Raw genomic sequence first — 24,157 nt, forward strand, 5'->3', positions numbered from 1 at the left:
GGCGGGGGCTAGGATCGCGGCACGTGAGACTCCCGCTGCACGCCGTCCTCGAAGGCCACCAGTACCTCCGCCACGCCATCGCGACCCTGACCGACGAGCAGGTCGCCGCACCGTCGCTGCTCCCCGGCTGGACCCGAGGGCACGTGCTGGCCCACCTGGCGGACAACGCGCGAGCGTTCGCCCGGGTCTCGGCGCACGCGCTGCGCGGTGAGCTCGTCGACGCCTACGACGGTGGGCAGGCCGAGCGCGACGCGATCATCGAAGGTCTCGCTGGGGACGGCTCCGAGGAGCACCGGGCCCGGCTCGCCCGGCACAGCGCGGCGCTGGAAGCGGTCTGGTCGCAGGCGGGCGAAGCGGACTGGGACCGCCCGGTGCGGTTCCGCAACGGCGACCTCGCCGGGATCGTGCGGATGCGCTGGCGGGAGGTCTGGATCCACCTGGTGGACCTGGACATCGGCGTCGGCCCCGAGCGGTGGAGCGCGGAGTTCTCCGGCCACGCCATCGAGTTCCTGCTCCCGCGCCTGCCCGAGGGTTTCGCGCTCCGGGCGACCGACGGCGACCGCACGTGGTCGACCGGGGCGGTGGAGATCACCGGCCGCGCCCACGACCTCGCGGCCTGGCTGGCGGGCCGAACCCCGGAGCGCACGCCGAACGGCCCACTACCGGACCTGGGCCCGTGGCCACCGCACCCAACCCCCCTCGTGAGCGACAACGGTCGCTAGAACCACCATCCCCACTCACGACCACACCCCGCCCCCCTCGTGAGCGACAACAGTCGCTAGAACCACCATCCCCACTCACGAGTGTTGGGGGAGGCCTGCGAAGAGGTCTGGTTCCCAGTTGTGGGGGCCGGTGCCGGGGCCTCGTTCACCTCGGACCAGGAGGTAGTGCTCCAGCGCGAATTCCGGGCGCAGGACCATCTTCGCGAAGAAGTCCTCGTTGTCGAGGTCGACCTGGCTCCGGTAGCGGCGGAGGGCTGCGATCTTGGCCGCGTGGTGGTCGCGGCCGTCGACCATCGTGGTCAGCTCCTCGTCCGGCACCGTGTACGGTTCGAAGCCCACCGCGGCCGCCTCGTCGATCTGCTTGAGGATGGAGCGCGGCAGCGTCGTCCAGTACACCTTCCGGACCTGCCACGCCTCGCCGAGTTCCGGCGCGTAGTCCGGGTCCGCGGCCGGGTCCAGGGAGGTCATGAGCGCGCGGTGGGCGGCGATGTGGTCCGGGTGCCCGTAACCGCCGTTCTCGTCGTAGGTCACCACCACGTGCGGGCGCTCCGCGCGGAGGACCTCCACCATGGCGCGGGTGACCTCGGCCGGGTCGGCGGCGGCGAACGCGCCCGGCGCGGTGTTGCCGTCCGCACCGGCCATCCCGCTGTCCCGGAACCTGCCCGGGCCGCCCAGCCAGTGGTGCCGGACCTCGCCGAGCTCGGCCAGCGCGGCGCTGATCTCGCCGCGCCGGTGCTCGCCGAGCGCGTCCGGGGCACCGCGCAGGTGCGCGAGGTCGTCGGCGACGACTTCGCCGAGCTCACCGCTGGTGCAGGTCACCAGCGCCACGGAAACTCCCTCGGCGCAGTAGCGGGCCATCGTGGCACCGGTGGCGGTGGCCTCGTCATCGGGGTGGGCGTGCACCAGCAGGAGGCGACGATCGTTCATGTCTTCGAGACTAGCCGCGCCGACCGACAACGAGCCGGGATGTTCCGACGAAGTTCGCCGTCCGGTCAACCGAGACCGACCGGGCGCGCGTGAAGATCTCGGGGCAGGAGAAGGAGGCATTGTGTCTGGAATTTCTCGACGAGGTGCGCTCGGCCTGGCGGGCGCGGCAGCGGTCGCGGGCGCGCTCGGCACCGGGCAGGCGTCGGCCGCACCGGCAGGCAAGGCGCTGATCGGCCCGGCCAGGGGCGAGCAGCTGCACGTCATGAGCTTCAACATCCGCACCGACACCGGGGCGGCGCCGCCGGACCCGGACTCGTGGCGCCTCCGCCGCCCGATCCTCGCGGAACTGCTCGGCACCGAGCAGCCCACCGTGCTCGGCGTGCAGGAGGCAATGTTCACCCAGGTCAAGGCCGTGCTGCAGGACATCCCACCGCACTACGACTGGATCGGCCTGGGCCGCGAAGGCGGCGGCCGCGGCGAGTTCATGTCGGTCTACTACGACGCCCGCCGACTGGAACCGCTGGACTACGACCACTTCTGGCTCTCCGACACCCCGTCGGTGATCGGCTCGAAGTCCTGGGGAAACGACGTGGTCCGGATGGTCACCTGGGTGCGCTTCCACGACCGCCGCAGCGGCCGCGAGTTCGCCCACGTCAACACGCACTTCGACCACCAGTCGGAACCGTCCCGCCAGCGCAGCGCGCAGCTGGTGGGCCAGCGGATCGCCGGGTTCGACGCGGGGCTGCCGGTGGTGCTCACCGGCGACTTCAACACCCCCGCGGGCAGCTCGGCGTCCTACCGGATCCTCACCAGCGGCGGCTTGGCCGACGCCTGGACGACCGCGGACCGGCGGCTCACCCCGGCGTGGGGCACCTTCGGCGGTTACCAGGAGCCCGTCGAGGGCGCGGACCGGATCGACTGGATCCTGCACAACGACCGGGTAGCGGTGCGCGCCGCGGCGATCAACACCTCCCGCCGCGACGGCTACTTCCCGTCCGACCACCTGCCGGTCCAAGCCCTGGTCGAGCTCACCTGACCGGGAGGAGGACGATCCAGACCTGGCCGGGGGCGAAGGGGATCTCGTCCCCGGCCAGGGTCGTGTAGGTGGTGCCGAGCTCCGGGGCGGGGCGGTGCCAGCGGCCTTCGAACGCCGCGCCGTCGCGGAGCACCACGGCGCGGCCGGTGCCGACCGTGTCCGCGAACGGCGAGGAGTTGCCCACCACGTCCTGAAACGGCGAGTCCGACACCGGAACTTCCTGCAGCACCACGGTGCTCGCCGCGAGACGTCCGCTGTCGGTCGCCACGTGCGGCCGCCCGTCCATCGACACCAACCACCGCTGCGCGCCCGGCGACCAGGTGAACCCGACCCGCGCCGACTGGTAGCCGACCACCTCACCGCTCGTCGGAACCCCGCCGGGCGGTGCCGAGCCGAACGTCAGCGCGGCGTTCGGCGACCACCCCTCCCCCGCAGGCAGCCGGGACGGCCGCACGTAGAGGTTGTGCGGCGCCTGCCCCGGACCGCGGTAGAACGCGCCGGGCACCGCGGTCGGTGATGCGCCGACCACCGGTGCCCGGTCGATCTCCGGCAGGAGTTCCGGCGCAGCCCCCGAGAACGCCAGCGCCGGGTGGCCGAACTGCGGCAGCAGGCGCAGATCTGTCTGCCGGGCGCTGCGCACCGGTCCGACCACGGGCGGCCGCCGGGTGCCGAAAACCGCCACCAGCCGGCTGATCCCGGCTTCGACGGGTTCCACGTACACGACGTCCGCCGCCCCGATCCCGGTCGGCGGCCGGGCCGGTGGTGCGTTGTCCACCTTCACCGCGAGCACCGGTGGTCCGAGCGGTGGCGGCGCGGGCAGCGGTTCGGGCGGGGGCGGCGGTGGCGGCACCTCGATCGGCACCGACCGGGTTCCGGTTGGCTGCAGGGCCAAGCCGCCGACCAGCACGGCACCGACGGCCACCAACGTGCCGAGCACGCGCACCCACCACATGGCCCCTCCCCCAGCAGCGCAAGCCGCTGCCGGGTAGCTTCACCCGCCGCCAGGGCGCCGACAAGGGGCCGATCTGAGTCATTTTCGACCCGGCTGTGGGCCGGTCAGCTGTAGGGACGTCGGCTCCGCGCCTCAGCCGTCGCCCGCGCCCACCACACGAGCTGGTCCAGCAGCACCTTCGCCGCCGCGACCGGACCAGTGGTGTCCACGGGGTTCCCCGCCGCGTCGAAGCACTCGCTCGCACCGTGGAAGCTCACGGTGTCGCGGATGGTCACCGCGTGCAGTTCGGCGAAGACCTGCCGCAGCTGCTCCACCGCCCGCAGGCCACCGGAGATGCCGCCGTAGCTGACGAAGGCCACGGGTTTGGTCTGCCACTCCGCGTGCGCCAGGTCGACGGCGGCCTTCAGCGCTGCTGGGTAGCCGTGGTTGTACTCCGGCGTGACCACCACGAAGCTGTCCGCGGCGTCCAGCCGGGCGGTGTACTCCGCCAGCTGCGGGGTGGGTGCCGCGGGCATCACCGCGGGCAGGTCCACCTCGGCCAGGTCGATGAGGTCGACCTCCAGTTCCGGGTGCTGCCGGGCCTGCCCGGCGAACCAGTCGGCCACGGTCCGGGCGAACCGCCCCTCCCGGGTGCTGCCGACGATGATGCCCACGCGCAGTCGGTCCTCGAACATCCGCTTCCTCCATGCTGATCGCAATCTCCCGACCAGCATGGAACTTCAACCTTACTTCAGGTCAAGGATTCTTTCCGGCTGGTTCCCAGAAGTTCCCGGAGCCTGTCGAGCTCCCCCTCCGGCAGCACGACGTCCAGCCCGGCCAACACCTCCGCGAGCCGCTCGGGCGCCACCTCCGCCACCTCGGGCACACCCGAGGGCCGCGCCACAGTCAACTGGCCGCCGACCAGCTTCCGGCTCACGCCGGGCGCCAGCCGGAACACCACCGGCTTGCTGAAGAACGGCGAGTGCGGATGGGTGGCGACGTAGTGGTGCGCGACCTCGTAGTCGGCGAAGCGTTGCGGCTGCTCGTCGGAGGCGTGCAGTACCTCCCATCCCTCGTCGCCCCACCGCTCCAAGTTCCACAGTGGACCGTTCCGGACCAGCCGGTGCGGCCAACCGGCCTGGTCCACCACCGCGCCGTCCTCGAACGGCATCGGCGAGAGCACCCCGGCGCCGAAACCCACGTCGGCCAGATGGTCCACCCCGTCCACCCGGACCCGCAGCACCATGTGCGTCCGGTAGCCGGAGCCCTGGGGCTGGACCCGCGCCATCCGCCGCTCGACATCGAAGCCCAGCCGCTCCAGCACCGCCGCGAACAGCAGGGCGTGCTCGAAGCAGTAGCCCCCGCGCCGACGGCGGACCAGCTTGTCGTGGATGGTGTCCAGTTCGATGCCGGGGTGCTGCCGCAGGACCACGTCGATGTTCTCGAACGGGATCGCCTGCACGTGCGCCTCGTGCAGCGAGCGCAGCACCGCCGCCGACGGCCCCGGCACCGCCGGGTGCCCGATCCGCTCCAGGTAACCGTCGAGGTCGACCGCCTCGATCCGCCATTCGTCCGCGTGCTCAGCCATGCACCCATCCTGGCGCGTCCAGCGCGCTCGGGGTCAACTGCGCAGGTGTTCGCACTCGTCGGGTCCGGGTCGCAGACCGGTCAGGGAGTGCCAGAACCCGAGCGCCTCGGTGGTCGGCTCGAACGGCCCGGCGCTCCACCGGTAGTCCGGCCAGGACTCGCGCAGCAGCCCGACCGCGAGCGTGGCCAGCCCGCGGCGGCGGCACCGCCGGTCGACGCGGACGTGCTCCAGCACGGCGACCCGGCAGGCGTGGCAGACCCGCAGCTCCAGCTCCCCCACCACCAGCCCGTCCAGGCGGATCTCCACCCCCGGCGGGCCAGCGGGCAGCAGCGCCGGGACCGCGGCCAACTCCAGATCACCGAGCATGGGCACCAGCATGTCCGCTCCGGACCGCCCTGTCCTGCCGAACGGCTCACGACGACCTGCGGCCGCGCTCCCAGGAGTCCAGGGCGATCAGCGTCTTGGTGCTGGTCACGCGGTGGCTGCGGCGGATCTCGTCGATGGTGCGCTGCAGGTGCGCCATGTCCCGGACCCGCAGCCACACCAGCGCGTCCGGGTCACCGGCGATGGTGAACACCGCCTGCGCCTCCGGCATCCGGGTCGTGGTCTGGACGATCTCGTCCACGCCGCTGGTGCCCAGGAAGCGCAGCTCGATGAAGGCCTCCACCGCCGAGCCGAGCTTGGCGTGGTCGAGCTGCACGGTGTAGCCCAGGATCACGCCCATCTCCTGCAGCCGGTCGATCCGCCGCTTGACCGCGGCTGTGGACAGCGTCACGCGGCTGGCGATGTCCGACAGCGTGCGGCGTGCGTCCTCGCGCAGCAGCGCCAGGATTTCGTGATCCGTCGCATCGAGCGTCTGGTCGGCCATGCGCAGGGATGGTACGCAAAATTCAGCGGCGCGGAAGGGCCGGAACGACCGAAGTTTGCGCGCTCTTCACCGTTTCGGGGCGCGGTGTTGTGCGCCACACCGTTTTGAGCTGAAGTGGCGGCGATCACGATGCGTGCCGAGGAGAAGGAGTTCGACATGGCCGCGTTCACGCTGGACGACCGCTACCTCCGGGATGCGGGCACGGTCTACGTGACCGGGGTGCAGGCCCTGGTGCGGGTGCTGTTCGACCGGATCCGCCTGGACCGGCGCGCGGGAGCGAGCACCGCGGCGTTCGTCTCCGGCTACGAGGGCTCGCCGCTGGCCGGGTTCGACCTGGAGCTGGCCCGTCGCGCGAAGCTGCTCGACGAGCACGACGTGGTGCACCGGCCCGGCCTCAACGAGGAGCTGGCCGCCACCTCCGTGATGGGCAGTCAGCTCGCCGAGCGGCTCGGCACCCAGCGCCCGGACGGCGTGCTCGGCGTCTGGTACGGCAAGGCCCCCGGCCTGGACCGCGCCGGCGACGCCCTGCGGCACGCCAACCTCGCCGGGGCCGACCCGCGCGGCGGCGCGGTCGCCCTGGTCGGCGACGACCCGAACGCCAAGTCCTCCACCGTCCCGGCCGCGTCCGAAGCCGCCCTGGCCGACCTGCACATCCCGACGTTCTTCCCGGCCGACTCCCAGGACCTGCTGGACTTCGGGCGGCACGCGGTCGAGCTGTCCCGGGCCAGCGGCCTGTGGTCGGCGTTGAAGGTGGTCGCCAACGTCGCCGACGCCGCGGGCACCGCGACAGTCACCCCGGACTGGGCCCCGCCGGAGATGCGCCCGGAGGCCTACTCGCACCGCCCCAGCGCCCGGCTGCTCGGCGCGGAGCTCGCCGGGCTGGAGAGCAGCCTGTACAACGTCCGGGTCCCGCTGGCGCTGGAGTACCTGCGCGCCAGCGGCGTCAACCGGATCACCCGCTCCGGCAGCGCGGACCGGATCGGCATCGTCGCCGCCGGCAAGTCCTACCTGGACCTGCGCCAGGCGCTGCGCACCCTCGGCCTGGCCGAGTCCGACCTCGCCCGCTTCGGCATCCGGCTGCTCAAGCTCGGCGCCATCCACCCGGTCGAACCCAGCATCATCCGGGAGTTCGCCGAGGGCCTGACCGAGATCGTGGTGGTCGAGGAGAAGCGGGCGTTCCTGGAGCCGGTGATCAAGGAGGTCCTCTACGGCCGCCCGGACGCGCCGCAGGTGCACGGCAAGAAGACCCCCGGCGGCCGGACCCTGTTCACCGAGCTCGGCGAGCTCGACCCGGACCGCATCGCCCGCGGCCTGGCCGACCGGCTGACCGCGCACGGCGAGGTCCCGCAGGTCGACGCCTGGCGGCAGCGCCGCCGCCGCGAGCGGATCTCGGTCCCGCTGCTGGCCCGCACGCCGTACTTCTGCTCGGGCTGCCCGCACAACTCCTCGACGAAGGTGCCCGACGGGACCGTGGTCGGCGCGGGCATCGGTTGCCACACGATGGCGCTGTTCATGGACCCCGACCAGGTCGGGGACGTCGTCGGCATCACGCAGATGGGCGGCGAGGGCGCGCAGTGGATCGGCATGGCGCCGTTCGTCAGCACCGAGCACTTCGTGCAGAACATCGGCGACGGCACCTTCACCCACTCCGGCAGCCTGGCGGTGCGCGCCGCGGTCGCGGCCGGGGTGAACATCACCTACAAGCTGCTGCACAACTCGGCGGTGGCGATGACCGGTGGGCAGGACGCGGTCGGCGCGCTGCCGGTCGGCAAGATCGCCGAACTCCTGCTGCTGGAGGGCGCTTCGAAGGTCATCGTCACCAGCGACGAGCCGAAGCGGTTGCGCGGCAAGCTCCCCCGCGGCGCGACCGTCCGCCACCGCGACGACATGCTTGCCGCGCAAGCGGAACTGGCCACCGTACCCGGTGTCACGGTGCTCATCCACGACCAGGAGTGCGCGGCGGAGAAGCGCCGCAAGCGCCGCCGCGGCAAGCAGCCGACCCCGGCGGAGAAGGTGCTGATCAACGAGCGGGTGTGCGAGGGCTGCGGGGACTGCGGCGCGAAGTCCAACTGCCTGTCGGTGCAGCCGGTGCCCACCGAGTTCGGCCGCAAGACCCGCATCCACCAGTCGTCCTGCAACGTCGACTACTCCTGCCTGGCCGGGGACTGCCCGTCGTTCCTGACGGTGGTGCCCAGCGGCCGCCGCGCGCACCGCGAGGTCAGCGAGCTGCCCGCCTCCGAGCTGCCCGAACCGCAGCGCGGCAGCGACGACTTCACCGTCCGCATCACCGGGGTCGGCGGCACCGGGGTGGTCACCGTGACGCAGATCCTGGCCACGGCCGCGGTCATCGACGGCCGCCAGGTGCGCACCCTGGACCAGATCGGCCTCGCGCAGAAGGGCGGCGCGGTGGTCTCCGACCTCAAGATCACCGCCGAGCCGGTCGAGCAGGCGGCGAAGTTGGCCGCCGGCGAGTGCGACCTCTACCTGGGCTGCGACCTGCTGGTCGCCGCCGACCCGGTGCACCTGGCGGCGGCCGACCCGGCCCGGACCACCGCGGTGGTGTCCACCACCGAGGTCCCGACCGGCCGGATGGTGGTGGACACCGAGGTCTCCTTCCCGGAGCAGTCCGGCATCCGCGCCACCCTCGACGACGCCACCGCCCGGGCGTTCTACCTGGACGCGCGTGGCCTGGCCGAGGAGCTGTTCGACGACGACCAGTTCGCCAACATCCTCCAGCTCGGCGCGGCCTACCAGTGCGGCGCACTGCAGCTGTCGGCCGAGAGCATCGAGCAGGCGATCCAGCTCAACGGCGCGGCGGTGGCGGCCAACATCCAGGCGTTCCGCCGCGGCCGCCAGGCCATCGCCGACCCGGACGCGCTGCGGGCCGAGATCACCCCGGCCCCGGTCGAACCCCCGGCGCCGAGCCCGGCCGCGCGGCGGGTGCGGGCGCTGGTCGAGGCCCCCGAGGGCTCGGAACTGGCGCGGTTGCTGGACATCCGCATCCCGGACCTGGTCGAGTACCAGGACGAGGCCTACGCCCGCAGCTACGCGGAGTTCGTCGAACGGGTGCGGCGCAGCAGCTCGGTGGAGGTGGCCGAGGCGGTGGCCCGCAACCTGCACAAGCTGATGGCCTACAAGGACGAGTACGAGGTCGCCCGGCTGTCGCTGGACGAGCGGCTGCAGGCCGACATCGAAGCCCAGTTCGGCGCGGGGTCCCGCTACGCCTTCCGGCTGCACCCGCCGGTGCTGCGCGCGCTGGGCATGGACCGCAAGATCAGCCTCGGGCCCTGGTTCCGCCACGTGTTCCGGCTGCTGCGCGCGATGCGCAAGGTCCGCGGCACCCGCCTGGACCCGTTCGGCTACGCCAAGGTCCGCCGGGTGGAGCGCGAACTGGTCTCGCAGTACCGGGAGGTCATCGAGCAGGCGCTGGCCACCGACCACCCGGCCCTGCTGGAGCTGGCCGAGCTGCCGGACGTGATCCGCGGCTACGAGGAGATCAAGCTGGCCAACGTCGAGACCTACCGCGAGAAGCAGTCCGAACTCCTCAAGACCCCAGAACCCGAACGAGTCGCAGCAGTCTGACCCACCGAGACCGAACCGCGGGTTCGGTGGAGGCCAGCCACCCGACCTCCACCGAACCCGCACCAGGCCCCGGCTGGGTCCAAACCGATCCCACCCGGAACCCCACCACGACCGCCTCCACCAGCAGGAGCCAGGAGCCAGGAGCCAGGAGCCAGGAGCCAGGAGCCAGGAGCCAGGAGGTGACGATGCCGGCGACCCTGCCCTGGAGCGGACTGCGGGAGCGAGGTCCCCGCGACCTCAGTGGGAATCAGCGTGCGATTGCCACTGGCAAGCGCACCGGGGTGGCGGGTCAGGTGGGACGGCGGATGCTGAGGACTTCGACCTCGACGTCGCCGTCCGGGGTGGGGTAGCGGACGGTGTCGCCCTGGTGGGCCTGCGCCAGGGCCAGGCCAAGCGGGCTGTCGGAGGTCATCGTGAAGTCCTCCTCCCCGTCCAGGGCCTCTTCGGGGATCGCCACGACCTTGTAGGTCTGCGTCGACCCGTCCGACGAGCGCAGCACCACCTCGGTGCCCGGTGCCACGCCCTGCACTTCGATCCCACCGACCAGCACCTTCTCCAGCTCGGCGATGCGCTCGTCGATCGCGATGACCTCGTCCCCGCCCTGCAGTTCCTGCGAGGCGTCACCGCTGTCCCCCGGCCCGGAGCTCTGCACCAGCTCGTCCACCAGGCGCTTCCGCCGGGCGCGCAGCGAGCGGATCTCCTCCGCCAACCGCGCCCTGGTGGCCGGGTCCGCACCGCCCATCGCCGCTCCTCCCCCGAGGTTTCCGCAGCTGATGCTCGGCTCCGCAGCCGGGGAGCACAACTCGATCAGGTCACTGCGCGAGCTTCGCGGCGATCTCGGCCAACGCGGCGGTGATGTTCTGCTCGACGGCGGCCTTCTCGATCCCGAGGCTGGACAGGACGCCGGTACCGGCCTCGTTCTCCAGCAGCGCCAGCAGGACGTGCTCGGTCCCGACGTAGTTGTGCCCGAGCCGCAGCGCCTCCCGGAAGGTCAGCTCCAGCACCTTCCGCGCACCGGCGTCGAACGGGATGAGGTGCGGCACCTCGTCGACGGCGGCGGGCAGGGCCTCGACCGCGGCCTGCCGCGCGGCCTCCAACGAGACGCCCTGCGCGGCGACGGCCTTGGCACCCAGTCCGTCGGACTCCTCGAGCAGCCCGAGCACCAGGTGCTCCGGGCGGATCTCGGCGTTCCCGGCGTCCCGGGCCTCCTTCTGCGACTGCACGACGATGTTGCGGGCCCGCGGCGTGAACCGGCTGAACCCCTGGCTCGGGTCGAGGTCGGACACCTCTCCCGGCCCCTTGGGCACGAACCGCTTCTGCGCGGCCTGCTTGCTGACGCCCATGCTCTTGCCGATGTCGGTCCAGGACGCCCCGGAGCGCCGCGCCTGGTCGACGAAGTGCCCGATCAAGTGGTCGGCGACTTCCCCGAGGTGATCCCCGGCGACGACAGCGCTGGCCAACTGCTCCAGCTCGTCCCCGTGCACCTTCTTGATGGCGGCGATCAGCTCGTCCAGTGAGACGTGGTCGGAAATCCTCAACTCATCCATGACGTCAACCATAGGTTGACGAGTCCTTGTCGTCAACCACGAGTTGACGATCAGCTCAACCGCGCCTGCAGGACCCGTGCGAACTGCACCGCCGCCGGATCGACGTCCTCGGCCTGCGCCGCCGACCGCAACCACGCGACCAGCGACGCTGCGACCGCAGGCGAGAGGGCTGCGATCCACCGAGCGGTCTTCGCCCGGGCCTCAGCCACGTGCTCGGTCGCCCCGCCCTCGAAGTGCGCGATGACCTCGGGCCGCGTGGCGAGCAACCCCCCGGACCGCCAATCTCCCCCGGTGGCCGCAGCCGCGAGCCGCTCCAACCCCGCTGCCGCTTCGAAAAGCTCGTCCCGCTCGTTCGTCATCACGCCGCCATCATCACATCGAACGGTCAGGACGTCCGGCACTCCGGTTCCAGCACGCACCAGGCGATGACCGCACCTGTGATCGCGAAGGCCGCGCAGAGGAGCATGGCGATGCTCTGAGCCTGGGTGAAGGCCAGGTGGGCGGCACGGACCAGATCGTGCTGCTCGGGGCCCAACCCGGCCAGGGTGCTGGCCAACGACGATCCAACGTGGACGTTCAGCTCAGCAGGCGCGAACCACCGGTACCCGACCGCGACGACGCTGCCGATGAGCGCGACCCCGAGCGCGATGCCCAGCTGCTGGTGGGTGTCGTTGAGCGCCGACCCCATCCCCGCGCGGTCCGGCGGGACCGCACCGAGGACGGTGGCGTGCACGGCCGGGGACGCCAGCCCCGACCCGGCTCCGGCGAGGAACAGACCGCCCACGAGGACCACGTCCGAGCTGGTCGGGGTGAGCACCGCGAGGACCGCGAAACCGCTTGCGGTGACGGTGAAACCGGTGGCGATCGAGCGTCGGTGCCCGAACCACCCAGGCATCCGGGCCCCCACCGGCGACGCCCCGACCACCCCGACGGCCAGTGGCACGACCGCGAGACCCGCTTGCAGCGGGCTGCGGTCCAGGACGTGCTGGAGGTGCTGGGTCAGCACGAACAGGACGCTGCCAGTGCCGATCGCCAGGACCGCGACCGCGGCACTCGCCCCGGCGAACCGCCGGTCCCGGTAGAGACCCAGGTCGACCATGGGGGTGGCGGCCCGCCGCTGGCGCAGCCAGAACGCCGCGGCGGCGAGCACGGCCAGGACCACGGTGGCGAGGACGACCGGTGACGCCAGCCCGAGGTCGGGAACGAGGATGATGGCGGCGACGAACGCCCCCATCGCCACGGTGCTCGCCACCGCTCCCACCAGGTCGACCGCGCGGCCCAACCGGTCGCGGGACTCGGGCACCAGCCAGCTGATCAGCACCATGGCCACGACGGCCAGGACGGCGTTGACCAGGAAGATCCCCGGCCATCCCCACTCCTCGACCAGCAACCCGCCGACGAGTGGACCGATGGCCATCGCGGCCGATCCCACCGCCGACCAGGCCGCGAACGCCTTGACCCGCTCGCCGGGCGCGAAGGCGTGCACCAGGATCGCCAGCGTCCCCGGCATCACCAACGCGGCGCCGACCCCCATGACCGCGCGCGCCGCGACCAGGAACCACGCCGTGGACGCGAATGCCGCCAGCGCCGAGGCGCCAGCCAGGACACCCAACCCGGCGAGCACGGCCAACCGCCGCCCGTACCGGTCCGCGACCAGGCCTGCCGCGACCAGCAGCCCCGCGAAGACCACGACGTAGGAGTTGACGACCGCTTGCAGCTGGGCGGTGCTCGCCCCCAGCTCGTCCTCGATGGTCGGGATCGCGACGTTGAGGATCGTGTTGTCGACGACGATCACCGCGAGCGCGACGCAAACCGCTGCCAGGATCCCCCACCGCCGGAGGTCGTCCGCCGAAGTCTCACCTACAGACATGGATTTACCCTGGCCAAGCACCTCGGCAGCCACCTCGGTGACTGGGACTCGCAGTTCGAGATCACCGCGCGAACCCTCATCCAGGGGCTCGCCGCCCGGCACCGGTAGTCGGCTCATCGGGCAGACCGAGGCGCGCGGCCAAGCCGGAGCGGACGTGCCGAAGCCGTCCCGCGCCCCTCGGCCGCGCCGAGGATCCGGCGCACCATGCCGCCGAAGACCAGTCCGTGGAAGGGTGCCACCGCCCACCAGTAGAGATGCCCCAGCAGGCCGTGCGGGATGAACACCGCGCGCTGCCGGTACCGCGCGCCCCCGTCGGCGGGCTCCACGTCCAGCTCCAACCACGCCCGGCCCGGCACCTTCATCTCGGCGCGCAACCGGAGGAACCGGCCCTCCACCAGCTCCTCGACCCGCCACCAGTCCAGCGCATCGCCGGTCCGCAACCGCTCCGGATCACGCCGTCCGCGGCGCAGGCCGACCCCGCCCAGCATCCGGTCGATCCACCCCCGCACCGCCCAGGCCAGCGGGAACGAGTACCAGCCGTGGCGCCCGCCGATGCCCTCGACAACCCGCCAGACGGCCTCGGGCGACGCGTCCGTCCCGCGCTCGCGCACATCCCGGTAGACGGTGCCGCCGGACCACGCGGGGTCGGACGGCAGCGGCTCCCACGGGGCGTCGACCGGTGAGGCGTCCGACCACCGCGTCTCCACCTCGCCGCGCTGGATCCGGCGCAGCGCCAGCGCGACGGCGTCCTGGAAAGAGGTCAACCCGCTTTCGGGGCGCGGGACGTGCTCGTCGATGTCGTGCTCGAGGCAGACCGCCTCGTTGATCAGCGACTCGATGAGCGGCATCCCGATGCTGCGGGGCACCGGGGTCACGATGTTGATCCACCACGAGCTGAGCTTGGGCGACAGGACGCTGACCGGCAGCATCCACCGCCGCGGCAACCCGGCGACCGCGGCGTAGGTGCGCATCATCTCCGCGTAGGTCAGCACGTCGGGCCCACCGATGTCGAAGGAGCGGTTGACCTCGGCGGGCAGCTCCGCCGCCCCGACCAGGTAGTGCACCACGTCCCGCACCGCGATCGGCTGGACCCGGTTGCTCACCCAGCGCGGCGTGACCATCGCGGGCAAGCGCTCGGTGAGGTACCGCAGCATCTCGAAGCTGGCCGAGCCGGAACCGATGACCAGCGCGGCCTGCAGCACGGCCGTCGGCACCCCGCTGCGCAGCAGCGTCTCGCCCACCTCGGCCCGCGACCGCAGGTGCGCGGAGAGCTGCCCGGTCGCCGGGTGCACCCCGCCCAGGTACACGATCCGCGACACCCCGGCCTGCCGAGCGGCCTGCCCGACGATGGTCGCCACCCGCCGGTCGAGGTCGCCGAACTCCTTCTGCTGCAAGGAGTGCACCAGGTAGTACAGGACGTCCGCGCCTTCGCAGGCCGCGAGCACGGCGTCTTCGTCGAGCAGGTCCCCGCGCACCACCTCGACCTGGTCGCGCCACGGCACGTCGCGGAGCTTCTCCGGCGTCCGCACCAGGCAGCGCACCCGGTACCCGGTGGCCAGCAGCTGCGGCACCAGCCGCCCGCCCACGTACCCGGTGGCCCCGGTCACCAGGCACAACTTCGATCCCTCGGTTCCCACCAGCCCCGAATACCCGGGTTCCGCGCTGCCCAAGCAGGTCCCCGTTCCCACAATGAGGGCGAGGGGAGCTCTCCCCCGTCCCACTCCTCGACGTGAGGCGGAGATCAGTGACCACAGCGATCTGCCTGTTCACCCGCGACCTGCGGGTCCACGACAACCCGGTCCTGCAGCACGCCGCACAAGCTGGTCGAGTGGTACCGCTGTTCGTGTTCGACGAGGCGATCCTGCGGGGCCCCTACCTCCGCCCCAACCGCACCGCCTTCCTGCTGGACTGCCTCCGCGACCTCCGCTCCTCACTGGGCGAGCTCGGCGGTGGGCTGGTGGTGCGGACCGGCTCCCCCGCGACCGAGGTCGCGGCGCTGGCCGAGGAGGTCGGCGCGACCGAGGTCCACGTGGCTGCCGACGTCAGTGCCCACGCGCAGGCCCGCGAGAACAACCTGCGGGAAGCGCTGAACGGGTGCGCGCTGCACGTCCACGACACCGTGGTGACCGCGCAGCCGCCGGGCCACTTCGCGCCGGACGGCAAGGACCACTTCGCCGTGTTCACCCCGTACTTCCGCCGCTGGGCCGCCAAACCCGTCCGGCGCACCGCCGCGGTTCCCGAGTCGCTGCGGATGCCGAAGGTGCGGACCGGGCGGTTGCCCACCCGCGAAGCCCTCTGCCCCGGCGACCTGTCACCGGAGCTGCCGACGGGCGGGGAGTCCGCGGGCAGGAAGCTCGTGCAGCAGTGGTTCGACGACGGCATCGCGGACTACGACAGCGGGCACGACGACCTCGCCGGCGACGCGACGTCACGGCTGTCGCCGTACCTGCACTTTGGCTGCGTGTCCCCGGTCGAACTCGTCAACCGGGCCGGGGACAGCGAACCCGAGCGCGCGTTCGTCCGCCAACTGGCCTGGCGGGACTTCCACCACCAGGTGCTGGCCGCGCGCCCCGCGGCCAGCTACCGCGACTACCGCCCGAGGGGCGACCGCTGGCGCGACGACCCGGAGTCGTTCCAGGCGTGGCGCGAGGGCCGCACCGGCGTGCCCCTGGTCGATGCCGGGATGCGCCAGCTCGCGGCGGAGGGCTGGATGCACAACCGGACGCGCATGGCCACGGCCAGCTTCCTGGCCAAGACCCTGCACCTCGACTGGCGGCTGGGCGCCCAGCACTTCCTGGACCTGCTGGTGGACGGCGACATCGCCAACAACAACATGAACTGGCAGTGGATGGCGGGCACCGGCACCGACACCCGCCCGGACCGGGTGCTCAACCCGGTCCGCCAGGCCGAGCGCTACGACCCGGACGGCGAGTACATCCGCCGCTACCTCCCCGAGCTGCGCAGCCTGCCCGCGAAGGAGCTGCACGACCCGCAGCGCATCGACCCGGAGGACCTCGACCGCCTCGGCTACCCCGCGCCGATCGTCGACATCGCCGCCGCCAACGCGCGGTTCCGCGCCAGCCACGGGAAGTAGCGCGGCTCAGTTCAGCGCGACGATCGCCCCGTTGAGCACGGTGGCGAACAACGTCCAGGCCAGGTACGGCAGCAGCAGGACCCCCGCCAGCCGGTCACGCCGCCAGAACAGCACCGCGGTCACCACGATCACGATGTCCAGCAGGACGATCTCGAACAACGCCGCGGTGCGCTGGCCCGTCGCGAAGAACAACGGGGTCCATGCGGCGTTGAGCACCAGGTTGGCCGCGAACCAGGACATGGCCGTGCTGCGCGAGCGCCCCGGCCCCGCGCACCAGGCACGCCAGCCGGCGACCGCCATCAAGATGTACAGAACCGTCCACATCGGACCGAACAGCCAGGGCGGCGGCGCCCACGACGGGCGCTGCAGCAACGCGTACTGCTCGGCGGACGAGGCGGCGGCGAGCGAGCCGACCACCGCGACCACCGCCACCGCGGCGATGATGACCGCAGCGGCCACCACCGCTTCCCGCACCGTGCACCTCATCTCGGCGAACACGTCGAACCTCCAGGTCTTCCGGTGATGGTTGGATCGGGTGGCCAGCTACCGCTTGAAGTCGACCTCCGCCAGGCGCGTCTGCACGGTCCGGCCGCTCTCCCAGGAGTTGGCGCCCGGCGCCACGTCCGGCTCGGGGATGTCCGCCCGGTGCTCGCGCTTGCGCGCGGTGGAGATGCCGAGCTCGCGGTCCCGGGCCTCGACCATCGCCTCGTCGGCCTGCCCGTCCTCGGTGAAGGCCATCATCAGCTGCGGGATGCCGTACGGGAAGTCGTCGCGGTCGTACTGCCAGGTGTGGAACGTCTTGCCGTAGGTCGTCACCAGGTCGGTGAAGTAGGCGTGCTCGGCCAGCTCCGGGACCCCGGGCGCGACCAGCACCCCGGACTTGACCTCGTGGTGGTGGCTGTGCCACAGCCGCTTCTCGTCGTCGGGCAGCTCGCGGAAGCGGTCCTCGCTGATGATGTACTCGATCCCGATCAACCGGGCGTCCGGCGCGTTCCGGTCGAAGATCACGCACTGGTGCAGGTCGTGGCGCAGGTGGACGCAGAAGTGCGTGGCCTCGACCTGCCGCCCCATCTCGTCGGCGTACATGTGGAACCCGTTGAGGTAGGTGCTCATGGCCGCCAGCGGGTACTTCGGCTGCAGCGCACCGGCAGCCAGGTCGAGCGCGCGGTGCTTGAGCGGGTGCCCCGCACCGACCTTCGCGGCCGCCGCGACCTTCCGACCGAGGACCGCGCTGGCAGCGGTCACGAACCCCACGGCCGCCCCGGCCCCGAACACCCCGGCAACCCCACGACCGGAACGCCGCGAACAGCACTTCCCGAAAGTGAACATCCAAACGAGGTACCCAAGAACCCCGGGAACCAATCACCGGGAAGCGCCCGGGCACGGGTTGCCAACCCCAGTTCGACGAATGGTGGGCGTGCCACCCCGCCCGATCTCAGGCGGACTCAGCGGGCGGTTCGAGAGGAAGTGGGAGCTGACCGCCGTCGAGAGCGACCAGGGGCGTGAACGGATTCGGATTGCCCGCCAGGCACCGGGCGCAGTCGACCGGGTCGGTGACCGCGCGGGACTCCCCCGCCAAGGCCAAGGTCGCCACCGGTTGATGGCAGGCGGGTGCAGGCAACTTGAGCCCGCCGATCCAGCGCCTCAGCTCGACTGCGTGCACTCGGCGGTCCCGCCCCGGCTGGCGCAAGTTGCGGTTGCGGAACCGTGCGCACTCCCGTTCCGAGAGCGTCCGGAGCAGAACCGACGTGGGGTCGTTGCGGTCCTCGATCGCCGACACAGCACCAGCGTGGTCGGTGACGTGGTTCCCGCGACACCGCTCTACCGGTGATCAGGATGCGCCGAGTGGACGCAAGCCAGCCCCATCGAGGAATTCGCTACCACCGACTGGAGCTGGCTTTCGTCCACCTGGTCCGTTCGACGAGTGGTGGGCGCAGTAGGGTTCGAACCTACGACCCCTTGCTTGTAAGGCAACTAAGGCCCTCGACCAACCAGCCAGATCAAAGTTGTTTGGCCTGGTCACACGGCCGAGCGTGTCCGTAGGTGTTCGTAGGCGTCCGGAGAGATTGTCACTCAGTTCGTCACTCACAAGACACTCGGCAGGAGGCGCAGGCCACGTGGCTTCCCCAGTTCCGACTGGCCTGCGCGGCTGGCTGACGCCTCCCCTCCCCACCGGAACGGCTGTGAGCCCGCCTACGGCGATCTGAGCGCACGAAATCTCCCGATCTGAGCCTCGGAGAAGGCCGCAGACGCACACGGGGGGTCGAGCCGACGGAGTACCCGGCGATCCGTTCACGGGGCCCTCCACGGGCCGTTCAGCAGTGGGAGACTGGAGCCGCGCAGCACGGTGCGGCTCGTGCGGTCGTGAAGTCGAGCAGAAAGGCTGACCATCGGTGACCAACGAAGAGTCCAAGTGGACCGTTCATGGAGAGCGCACCGTCTACCACAGCAGGTGGGTCCGTGTCGGTTTGGCCGACATCTCGCAGCCGTCTGGCGAACGGTTCGAGCACCATGTCGTCTGGTTTCCCGCTCCAGCTATGACTGTGCTGATCGATGACGAGGGCGAGCATGTGCTCATGGCCTGGCGGCACCGATTCGCGCCCGACATCTGGAATTGGGAGCTCCCCGGAGGAATCATCGACCCGGGAGAGGACCCGCAGGAGACAGCCGAACGGGAACTGATCGAAGAAAGCGGATATCGGCCTCGATCACTCGAACCCCTAATTACCTTCGAGCCTGCCGTCGGTATGCTCCGAAACCCGAATCACGTTTTTCTTGGACGCGGGGCAGAGCTGGTTGGAAACCCAACCGAGGTAAACGAGGGAAGGTTCGAGTGGGTACCCCTGAATCGCATTCCAACACTGATCCGCAACGGCGATATCCAGAATTCGGGCACACTAGTCGGACTGCTTCACTACCTAGCCCTTGGCCAGAGAACGGACTAGCTCGCCAGCAAGTCGGCTATGCGGGCCCGCTGTCGAGCAGACCCGGTTCTGCCTGCCAATTCACCTGCTCGACGGGCATGTTCTTTCGCCCCCACAAGGTCTCCGCGGCTTCTCAAAGCAAGCGCTAGATCGACCCGAAGACTGGATTCAGCGCGCTTCGACGAAAGTGCCTGGTCTCCTCCGAGCGCGGAGGTCAGCGCGTCCACTGCCTCTCTGGCGCCAATGCGAGCGAGGCAGTGGCCGCGCCATCTTGCCAAGTGCGTTTGGTTGAGCATCAGGTATGGCAAATCCGGATCTGAGTCGCCAGAAGGAAGCAAATCGGCAGCTTGATCGAGCAGCCGTTTCGCTTGGTCCCCTTGACCTGCTGCTGCAAGGAATTCAGCCTCCGCAGCCGCAAGCCAGGCACGAAGCCGCGACGGAACTCGCTTCGCCGTTTGCGGCGTGTGTGCGTACTGAACCAATTCGACTGCGTCATCTGGTCGGCCTGCGTCCAGCAGGGCATAGGCCTGCTGCGCCGTGACATGGGCGAGCGCCGCAGGATCGTCGCTCTGCCGCGCTGCCGACTTGGCGATGTCGTGCAGATCCCACGCTTGCGTGATGTTGCCTGCATCGAGGGCTTGCCACCCGGCAAGTGCTGCTCCTTCCGCCAGAGCCACAGCAGCCGCGGAGAAGTGCTTTCCGGGTAGTGCGTTTCGAAGCACCTGCTGCATGTGCTCGACGTGCGCAACGGTCTGCGGAATGATGGCCGAACCCACCCTCCGGTCCATGAGCCGGTAGTGGTCAGTCTGACCTTCGAGCATTTCGACCAGTTCTGCGTCCAGGCGGAAGACGTCGAGGGTTGAGGGCACCTCGATTGCCGGGGGTGGGGCGACCTCGACAAACCCGAGTGCCGCGGGCGGGAGTTGGAACACCTCGCAGAGCTCGTCTCGCCACTCGATCGGGTCGACGCGGCCCTGCTCCCACTCGGTGTACATCCGCTTCAGGCTCGACTCCTTCGGCGGCATGACGCCCCGCTTGCGCCGGATCTCGCGGAGACGGGCCCGCACGTCCCCCTGAGACATCCCGGCTGCAATTCGCGCGCGCTTCAGCGGTGTCGTCGTCGAGTCATCCACTGATGATCTCCCCCGCGTTTTGCCTGGTGAACAGCTGGTGAGTCGCCAGACTCACCAGCGGCTCACCAGCGACTCATCTACTCATCATCGCAAACTCCGTCGATTCTTGAGTCATGACAGCGAAATCGGCGGCCGCGGAGAGGTTCCGGCAGGTCAGAAGCGCCATTCTCGCACAACCACAGGAGTCAGCCATGGCGAAGAACCCGATGATGCCGTTCCCGATGAAGGGCAGTGGAGGCGCGGCCAAGAAGGTGTTGGGGCTGCTGTTCGTGGCCGCGCTGGTGGTCTTGGTGGTCAAGCAGCCGACCGAGTCGGCGCAGTGGGTCAAGGACGGATGGTCGGTCGCGATGTCGGCGGTGGACAGCGTTTCCACCTTCTTGACTGGTCTCGCGAGGTGAATTGCCTCGCATGGGACACCTGTGCACCCTGAGCAGCTACCTCGTCGCTTCGCGAGCTTCCAACTCGTCAACACGGGACCGCAGTTCAGCGACCTCACCGCGGAGCTGTGCGACCTCGTCGCGGAGTGGGGTCTCGACCTCAGGAGCCAGGCGCGAGCCCTCAAGGACTTGAGCGAGGTGGTCGTGCGGCCAGCGCAGACCCTCGGAGATGGCCGCGAGGAGGCGGGGACTACGACGCTTCGGCTCATAGGAGTCCGGGTTCTGGAGTTGCCGGAGGGTGGCGGGGCTGACATCGGACCGCTCCGCGAGCTCCCTCTGCGTCATGCCCAGCTCCGCCAAACGGGTGTTAATCGCAGCGGCCAGAGCCGCCCAGTCTTTGGTCACACAACCTCCTATCAGCGCCGCTTCTATCAGCGCAAATAGTAGCCCTCAGGGGCGAGATCTTCACCGTTCGAGCTAGCGCGGGTGTGTCCCGCACGACGGAGACTGCTCTTACGTAGCGCTACTAATCGCGCTACTGTAAGCGCGTTCCACCGGAAGGAGAACCTCATGGAGAACCTGAACGAGCTGACGTCGGAGCTGGTCATGGCGTCGGAGCTGAGTGATCTGGAGCTGTTGTCGCAGGCGCTGCAGGAGGCGCTGGACGCCCACAGCGAGGGCTTGATCGCCGGGCCGGGCCTGGACGAGCTGCAGCTGGAGCGCGCGGCGCGGCGGGCCCGCAGGGCCGACACCAAGCGCCTGCTGTCCACCCGCGTTCCGGTCGAGGGGGCGATCGCATGAGCGCCCAGGAGCGGATCGAGCGGGGGGATGGGCTGTACCGGCTGCTGACCAGCGTCCCGGCCGGTGGGCACCCGGAGTGCGCCGAGATCGACCCGGAGCTCTTCTTCCCGGATCGGGGGCGCCTCGACCAGATCGAGTCCGCGAAGGCGGTCTGTGAGCGGTGCCCGATCGCAGTGGCGTGCCGTGAGACCGCGATTCGGTCCGGTGCCCAGGGGGTTTGGGGTGGCACGACGGAGGAGGAGCGGCGGCAGATTCGCCGTCGACGGCGCCTGGTCGTGGTGCAGGGCAGCGCCGACGAGGTGGAGCGGGCGGCCGAGCGGGCGCTCGCGGCGATCGAGAGCGCGAGCGGCGGGCCGGTTCCGGGGTTGCGACGGCACGTGCAGGACGTCTTGCGGTGGGCCGACGCCAACGGCGACAGCGACGCCGAGCGCGCCCACGCGGTGCGCGTGGTGCTGCGCCCGGAGCTGCAGCTCCTCGGCCTCGACGAGGGCTTCGAGGAGGGAGCGGCGTGATGGATCTAGCTTCTGCGGTGACGTTCGCGGCGGTGTTGCCGTCATTGCTGGTGGCGCACAACGTGGCGGATCACTGGGTGCAGACCAGCCACCAGGCGGCGACCAAGGGTCGCCCGGACTGGGCGGGCCGGTGGGCGTGCTTCAAGCACGTCGCGAGCTACACGGTGGTGACCGCGCTGGCGGTGGGCCTGGTGTGGCTGGTGCTGGGGCTGCCGATCACGGTCGGCGGGTTCGTGGCCGGGCAGCTGGTGTCGGCGGTGACGCACTACTGGGCCGACCGGCGCTCCACCCTGGCCCGCCTGGCTGAGCTGCTGGGCAGCGGCGGCTTCTACAAGCTCGGTGCGCCGCGCACCGGCCACGACGACAACCCGACGTTGGGCACCGGCGCTTATGCGCTGGACCAGTCGTGGCACTGGCTGTGGCTGTTCGCCGCCGCCCTGATCACCGCTCTCTGATCTGCCGTTTTCCCCGGAATGAGAAGGGACTTTGCTGTGCGCAAGCGTGTTGAGTACCGCGAGTACGGGCCGATGCAGCTCAAGCTGGACATGGCCGCGGGTGAGGTGCTGGTCGTCATCGAGGAGGACCGGGAGCGCGCCGAGGTCGTGCTCGAGCCCGTGGTGCCCGGCGACGAGGTCGCCGAGGACCTGATCGCCCGCACCGAGGTCACCGGCCTCGCGACTGGCTGGCGGGTGATGGATGTCCGCATCCCGCACCCGGAACTGACCCGGGTCGGCGCGGGCATCCACCAGAGCTTCGGCAGCATCGCCCAGGGTGCGGTCGTGACCGGTGTGGTCGTGGTCAACGGGCAGGTCATCAGCGGAAACCCCACCCAGGGGATGGTTTCGGGCGGCGGGGTGAGGGTCACCGCTCGGGTGCCGGTGGGGTCGGAGGTGTGGCCCACGACGGTGTCGGCCGATGTGGACATCCAGGGGAGGCCGGAGTGCATCCGGTTTACCTCCACCTCGGGTGACCTGCGCGTCGACACGGCCACCGAGGTGTGGACCCGCACCGTGTCCGGCGACGTCGACCTCGGTGCGTGCCTTGCGGTCAACGCCGACACCACCTCCGGTTCGGTCATCGTCGGCCGGGCCTGGAGCGTCGAGGCCCGCACCGTGTCCGGCGACGTCACCATCGACCGGTTCATCGGAGACGCCGCCCGGCTGCGGTCCACCAGCGGCACGCTGCGGCTGCACGCCAGCACCACCTGCAAGGTCACCGCGGTCACGACCTCCGGCGGGATAGCCATCACCGCCGACGACCCGCCGCTGGTCGAGGTCTTCGCCCACTCGATCTCCGGCCGAGTCCGCACCCCGCAGAACTGAAGCGGGAGCGGTGATGACGAGCATGCAGCTTCCGCCGGAGCTGTCCCGCCGGTTCGAGGGCACCATGCCGATGCGCCTGGATAGCCCGACAGCGGGGGGACGTACCGAGTTCCTGCTGAATGCCGAGGTCATCGACGGTGACGCCAAGTCGTTCTTCGGGCGCGGGTACTGCCACTGGCTGGCCGGTGCGATCCACTGCATGACCGGCTGGGACCTCCTCACCTACGAAAAGCAGCAACCGGACGGCAGCTGGCTGCCAGCGCATACCGCGGTGGTCACGCCCCACGGTCGCGTGCTGGACATCTTCGGCGAGCACGACTCCGCAGCGGTGGCCCGCGCCTACGCGACCAGCTCCGACGGCTCGCAGTACACGGTCCGGACCCGCCGGGTCCGCAACGAGGACATGTGCGGCGAGGTCATCCGGGGTGCCGATCACCTGCAGGGCGACCCGCTGTGGTGGTCCAGGGGCCCCTACCGCGGCGACATGACGACCGTGTTCGTGCACTTCGCTCGGCTGCTGGTCACGAAACACAACTACCGCGAGCACCTGCTCGAGAACCGGCCGAACCGGCCTGCCAGCACGGCGATTCCGGCCGCGCGACCAACACCAGAAACCCACACCACACCGAGTTCAGGAGGAACCTCGATGGGTATCGACGAGATTCGCCAGACCGTGGTCATCGCCAACGAGAAGGCCCTTTACGCCTGCGGCGCGCTGCGGGAAGCGCGAAACCAGTTCGACGAGATCGTCTCGCAGCTGACCGCCATCGGCCTGAGCACGAGCAGCCAGGACGGCCCGAAGCAGGCCATGGCCACCTACAGCCAGCTCCGTGACCAGCTCGACGCGTTCCAGGACCAGATCAGCACCGCGTTGACCTCCCTGGAGCAGTACGCCCACCAGGTCTGACCACAGTGGAGGTACC

General features: G+C 70.6%; 26 protein-coding genes. 11 read left to right on the forward strand and 15 right to left on the reverse strand.

Annotated elements, in window-relative coordinates:
- Positions 1-23: 23 nt before the first annotated feature.
- Complete coding sequence (locus tag ABT324_RS08695; protein ID WP_351173909.1) at positions 24-722, forward strand: maleylpyruvate isomerase family mycothiol-dependent enzyme; 699 nt, start codon at positions 24-26, stop codon at positions 720-722.
- A 75-nt stretch (positions 723-797) separates the two neighbouring features.
- Here ABT324_RS08695 and mshB read toward each other — a convergent pair whose 3' ends face one another.
- Positions 798-1,631, reverse strand: a complete 834-nt coding sequence (mshB, locus tag ABT324_RS08700; protein ID WP_351174119.1) for an N-acetyl-1-D-myo-inositol-2-amino-2-deoxy-alpha-D-glucopyranoside deacetylase — start codon at positions 1,629-1,631, stop codon at positions 798-800.
- A gap of 139 nt (positions 1,632-1,770) precedes the next feature.
- Between mshB and ABT324_RS08705 the strand changes: the two genes are divergently transcribed.
- Entirely contained in the window at positions 1,771-2,685 is a 915-nt protein-coding gene (locus ABT324_RS08705) for an endonuclease/exonuclease/phosphatase family protein (protein ID WP_351173912.1), read from the forward strand.
- Here ABT324_RS08705 and ABT324_RS08710 read toward each other — a convergent pair.
- From ABT324_RS08710 to ABT324_RS08730, 5 genes are all read right to left on the reverse strand, one after another.
- Positions 2,678-3,637 (reverse strand): DUF3048 domain-containing protein, encoded by a 960-nt coding sequence (locus ABT324_RS08710; protein WP_351173915.1) that lies wholly within the window; start codon positions 3,635-3,637, stop codon positions 2,678-2,680. The genes ABT324_RS08705 and ABT324_RS08710 overlap by 8 nt on opposite strands.
- A 104-nt stretch (positions 3,638-3,741) precedes the next feature.
- On the reverse strand, positions 3,742-4,311 hold the full coding sequence (locus ABT324_RS08715) for an NADPH-dependent FMN reductase (protein WP_351173918.1): 570 nt from the start codon (positions 4,309-4,311) through the stop codon (positions 3,742-3,744).
- A 56-nt stretch (positions 4,312-4,367) separates the two neighbouring features.
- Positions 4,368-5,204, reverse strand: coding sequence for an arylamine N-acetyltransferase family protein (locus tag ABT324_RS08720; RefSeq protein WP_351173921.1), 837 nt, complete (start codon positions 5,202-5,204; stop codon positions 4,368-4,370).
- Between the two features lie 33 nt (positions 5,205-5,237).
- Positions 5,238-5,582: a hypothetical protein gene (locus tag ABT324_RS08725; RefSeq protein ID WP_351173924.1), complete on the reverse strand. Its 345-nt coding sequence runs from the start codon at positions 5,580-5,582 to the stop codon at positions 5,238-5,240.
- A 34-nt stretch (positions 5,583-5,616) separates the two neighbouring features.
- A complete protein-coding gene (locus ABT324_RS08730) occupies positions 5,617-6,072 on the reverse strand; it encodes an Lrp/AsnC family transcriptional regulator (RefSeq protein WP_351173927.1) in 456 nt (151 codons plus the stop codon).
- 156 nt (positions 6,073-6,228) lie between these two features.
- On the opposite strand from ABT324_RS08730, the gene ABT324_RS08735 reads away from it, so the two are divergent.
- Positions 6,229-9,654, forward strand: a complete 3,426-nt coding sequence (locus ABT324_RS08735) for an indolepyruvate ferredoxin oxidoreductase family protein (RefSeq protein ID WP_351174122.1) — start codon at positions 6,229-6,231, stop codon at positions 9,652-9,654.
- 289 nt (positions 9,655-9,943) lie between these two features.
- On the opposite strand, the gene ABT324_RS08740 is transcribed toward ABT324_RS08735, so the two are convergent.
- From ABT324_RS08740 to ABT324_RS08760, 5 genes are all read right to left on the reverse strand, one after another.
- Positions 9,944-10,396 carry a GreA/GreB family elongation factor gene (locus ABT324_RS08740; protein ID WP_351173929.1) on the reverse strand — a complete coding sequence of 151 codons (453 nt, stop codon included), beginning with the start codon at positions 10,394-10,396 and terminating at the stop codon, positions 9,944-9,946.
- 70 nt (positions 10,397-10,466) lie between these two features.
- A complete protein-coding gene (locus ABT324_RS08745; protein WP_351173932.1) occupies positions 10,467-11,201 on the reverse strand; it encodes a Clp protease N-terminal domain-containing protein in 735 nt (244 codons plus the stop codon).
- Between the two features lie 50 nt (positions 11,202-11,251).
- Entirely contained in the window at positions 11,252-11,560 is a 309-nt protein-coding gene (locus ABT324_RS08750) for a hypothetical protein (RefSeq protein WP_351174125.1), read from the reverse strand.
- 26 nt (positions 11,561-11,586) lie between these two features.
- Positions 11,587-13,071, reverse strand: coding sequence for an MFS transporter (locus ABT324_RS08755; protein WP_351173935.1), 1,485 nt, complete (start codon positions 13,069-13,071; stop codon positions 11,587-11,589).
- A gap of 113 nt (positions 13,072-13,184) precedes the next feature.
- Complete coding sequence (locus tag ABT324_RS08760) at positions 13,185-14,708, reverse strand: SDR family oxidoreductase (RefSeq protein ID WP_351173938.1); 1,524 nt, start codon at positions 14,706-14,708, stop codon at positions 13,185-13,187.
- A 107-nt stretch (positions 14,709-14,815) separates the two neighbouring features.
- Here ABT324_RS08760 and ABT324_RS08765 point away from each other — a divergent pair, with 107 nt between their 5' ends.
- Positions 14,816-16,165 carry a cryptochrome/photolyase family protein gene (locus ABT324_RS08765; protein ID WP_351173940.1) on the forward strand — a complete coding sequence of 450 codons (1,350 nt, stop codon included), beginning with the start codon at positions 14,816-14,818 and terminating at the stop codon, positions 16,163-16,165.
- A gap of 6 nt (positions 16,166-16,171) precedes the next feature.
- Here ABT324_RS08765 and ABT324_RS08770 read toward each other — a convergent pair whose 3' ends face one another.
- Complete coding sequence (locus ABT324_RS08770; RefSeq protein ID WP_351174128.1) at positions 16,172-16,651, reverse strand: TspO/MBR family protein; 480 nt, start codon at positions 16,649-16,651, stop codon at positions 16,172-16,174.
- A gap of 57 nt (positions 16,652-16,708) precedes the next feature.
- Positions 16,709-17,410, reverse strand: a complete 702-nt coding sequence (locus tag ABT324_RS08775; RefSeq protein WP_351173943.1) for an OBAP family protein — start codon at positions 17,408-17,410, stop codon at positions 16,709-16,711.
- 1,148 nt (positions 17,411-18,558) lie between these two features.
- On the opposite strand from ABT324_RS08775, the gene ABT324_RS08780 reads away from it, so the two are divergent.
- Positions 18,559-19,110 (forward strand): NUDIX hydrolase, encoded by a 552-nt coding sequence (locus tag ABT324_RS08780; RefSeq protein WP_351173946.1) that lies wholly within the window; start codon positions 18,559-18,561, stop codon positions 19,108-19,110.
- Here the strand turns inward: ABT324_RS08780 and ABT324_RS08785 are convergent.
- The gene (locus ABT324_RS08785) at positions 19,107-20,222 is read right to left on the reverse strand and encodes an NsdA family TPR-like regulatory protein (protein WP_351173949.1); all 1,116 of its coding nucleotides are present in this window, start codon (positions 20,220-20,222) and stop codon (positions 19,107-19,109) included. The two genes, ABT324_RS08780 and ABT324_RS08785, sit on opposite strands and share 4 nt — an antisense overlap.
- A gap of 191 nt (positions 20,223-20,413) precedes the next feature.
- Here ABT324_RS08785 and ABT324_RS08790 point away from each other — a divergent pair, with 191 nt between their 5' ends.
- Positions 20,414-20,620 (forward strand): hypothetical protein, encoded by a 207-nt coding sequence (locus tag ABT324_RS08790; protein ID WP_351173952.1) that lies wholly within the window; start codon positions 20,414-20,416, stop codon positions 20,618-20,620.
- A 36-nt stretch (positions 20,621-20,656) separates the two neighbouring features.
- Here the strand turns inward: ABT324_RS08790 and ABT324_RS08795 are convergent, their stop codons facing one another.
- Positions 20,657-21,004, reverse strand: coding sequence for a helix-turn-helix domain-containing protein (locus ABT324_RS08795; RefSeq protein ID WP_351173955.1), 348 nt, complete (start codon positions 21,002-21,004; stop codon positions 20,657-20,659).
- 165 nt (positions 21,005-21,169) lie between these two features.
- Between ABT324_RS08795 and ABT324_RS08800 the strand changes: the two genes are divergently transcribed.
- Genes ABT324_RS08800 through ABT324_RS08820 form a run of 5 tightly spaced genes read left to right on the forward strand, consistent with a single transcriptional unit; the run spans position 21,170 to position 24,141 of the window.
- On the forward strand, positions 21,170-21,400 hold the full coding sequence (locus ABT324_RS08800; protein ID WP_351173958.1) for a hypothetical protein: 231 nt from the start codon (positions 21,170-21,172) through the stop codon (positions 21,398-21,400).
- A complete protein-coding gene (locus ABT324_RS33405) occupies positions 21,397-21,912 on the forward strand; it encodes a WhiB family transcriptional regulator (protein WP_502949715.1) in 516 nt (171 codons plus the stop codon). The genes ABT324_RS08800 and ABT324_RS33405 overlap by 4 nt, the downstream gene beginning before the upstream one ends.
- Complete coding sequence (locus tag ABT324_RS08810) at positions 21,912-22,367, forward strand: DUF3307 domain-containing protein (RefSeq protein ID WP_351173961.1); 456 nt, start codon at positions 21,912-21,914, stop codon at positions 22,365-22,367. Before ABT324_RS33405 ends, ABT324_RS08810 begins: the two co-directional genes overlap by 1 nt.
- 36 nt (positions 22,368-22,403) lie before the next feature.
- Positions 22,404-23,234: a DUF4097 family beta strand repeat-containing protein gene (locus tag ABT324_RS08815; RefSeq protein WP_351173964.1), complete on the forward strand. Its 831-nt coding sequence runs from the start codon at positions 22,404-22,406 to the stop codon at positions 23,232-23,234.
- 13 nt (positions 23,235-23,247) lie between these two features.
- Positions 23,248-24,141, forward strand: coding sequence for a hypothetical protein (locus ABT324_RS08820; RefSeq protein ID WP_351173967.1), 894 nt, complete (start codon positions 23,248-23,250; stop codon positions 24,139-24,141).
- Positions 24,142-24,157: the final 16 nt, after the last annotated feature.

The organism is Saccharopolyspora sp. NPDC000359 (assembly GCF_040300525.1).
GTDB lineage: Bacteria > Actinomycetota > Actinomycetes > Mycobacteriales > Pseudonocardiaceae > Saccharopolyspora.

What these genes read in the sequence shown, in the direction of transcription:
- ABT324_RS08745 (WP_351173932.1), bottom strand. Translation starts at nt 11,201, where the DNA reads ATGGATGAGTTGAGGATTTCCGACCACGTCTCACTGGACGAGCTGATC.
- ABT324_RS08770 (WP_351174128.1), bottom strand. Translation starts at nt 16,651, where the DNA reads ATGAGGTGCACGGTGCGGGAAGCGGTGGTGGCCGCTGCGGTCATCATC.
- ABT324_RS08790 (WP_351173952.1), top strand. Translation starts at nt 20,414, where the DNA reads ATGGCGAAGAACCCGATGATGCCGTTCCCGATGAAGGGCAGTGGAGGC.
- ABT324_RS08720 (WP_351173921.1), bottom strand. Translation starts at nt 5,204, where the DNA reads ATGGCTGAGCACGCGGACGAATGGCGGATCGAGGCGGTCGACCTCGAC.
- ABT324_RS08735 (WP_351174122.1), top strand. Translation starts at nt 6,229, where the DNA reads ATGGCCGCGTTCACGCTGGACGACCGCTACCTCCGGGATGCGGGCACG.
- ABT324_RS08755 (WP_351173935.1), bottom strand. Translation starts at nt 13,071, where the DNA reads ATGTCTGTAGGTGAGACTTCGGCGGACGACCTCCGGCGGTGGGGGATC.
- ABT324_RS08800 (WP_351173958.1), top strand. Translation starts at nt 21,170, where the DNA reads ATGGAGAACCTGAACGAGCTGACGTCGGAGCTGGTCATGGCGTCGGAG.
- ABT324_RS08725 (WP_351173924.1), bottom strand. Translation starts at nt 5,582, where the DNA reads ATGCTGGTGCCCATGCTCGGTGATCTGGAGTTGGCCGCGGTCCCGGCG.
- ABT324_RS08715 (WP_351173918.1), bottom strand. Translation starts at nt 4,311, where the DNA reads ATGTTCGAGGACCGACTGCGCGTGGGCATCATCGTCGGCAGCACCCGG.
- ABT324_RS08740 (WP_351173929.1), bottom strand. Translation starts at nt 10,396, where the DNA reads ATGGGCGGTGCGGACCCGGCCACCAGGGCGCGGTTGGCGGAGGAGATC.
- ABT324_RS08810 (WP_351173961.1), top strand. Translation starts at nt 21,912, where the DNA reads ATGGATCTAGCTTCTGCGGTGACGTTCGCGGCGGTGTTGCCGTCATTG.
- ABT324_RS08750 (WP_351174125.1), bottom strand. Translation starts at nt 11,560, where the DNA reads ATGACGAACGAGCGGGACGAGCTTTTCGAAGCGGCAGCGGGGTTGGAG.
- ABT324_RS08730 (WP_351173927.1), bottom strand. Translation starts at nt 6,072, where the DNA reads ATGGCCGACCAGACGCTCGATGCGACGGATCACGAAATCCTGGCGCTG.
- ABT324_RS33405 (WP_502949715.1), top strand. Translation starts at nt 21,397, where the DNA reads ATGAGCGCCCAGGAGCGGATCGAGCGGGGGGATGGGCTGTACCGGCTG.
- ABT324_RS08710 (WP_351173915.1), bottom strand. Translation starts at nt 3,637, where the DNA reads ATGTGGTGGGTGCGCGTGCTCGGCACGTTGGTGGCCGTCGGTGCCGTG.
- ABT324_RS08820 (WP_351173967.1), top strand. Translation starts at nt 23,248, where the DNA reads ATGACGAGCATGCAGCTTCCGCCGGAGCTGTCCCGCCGGTTCGAGGGC.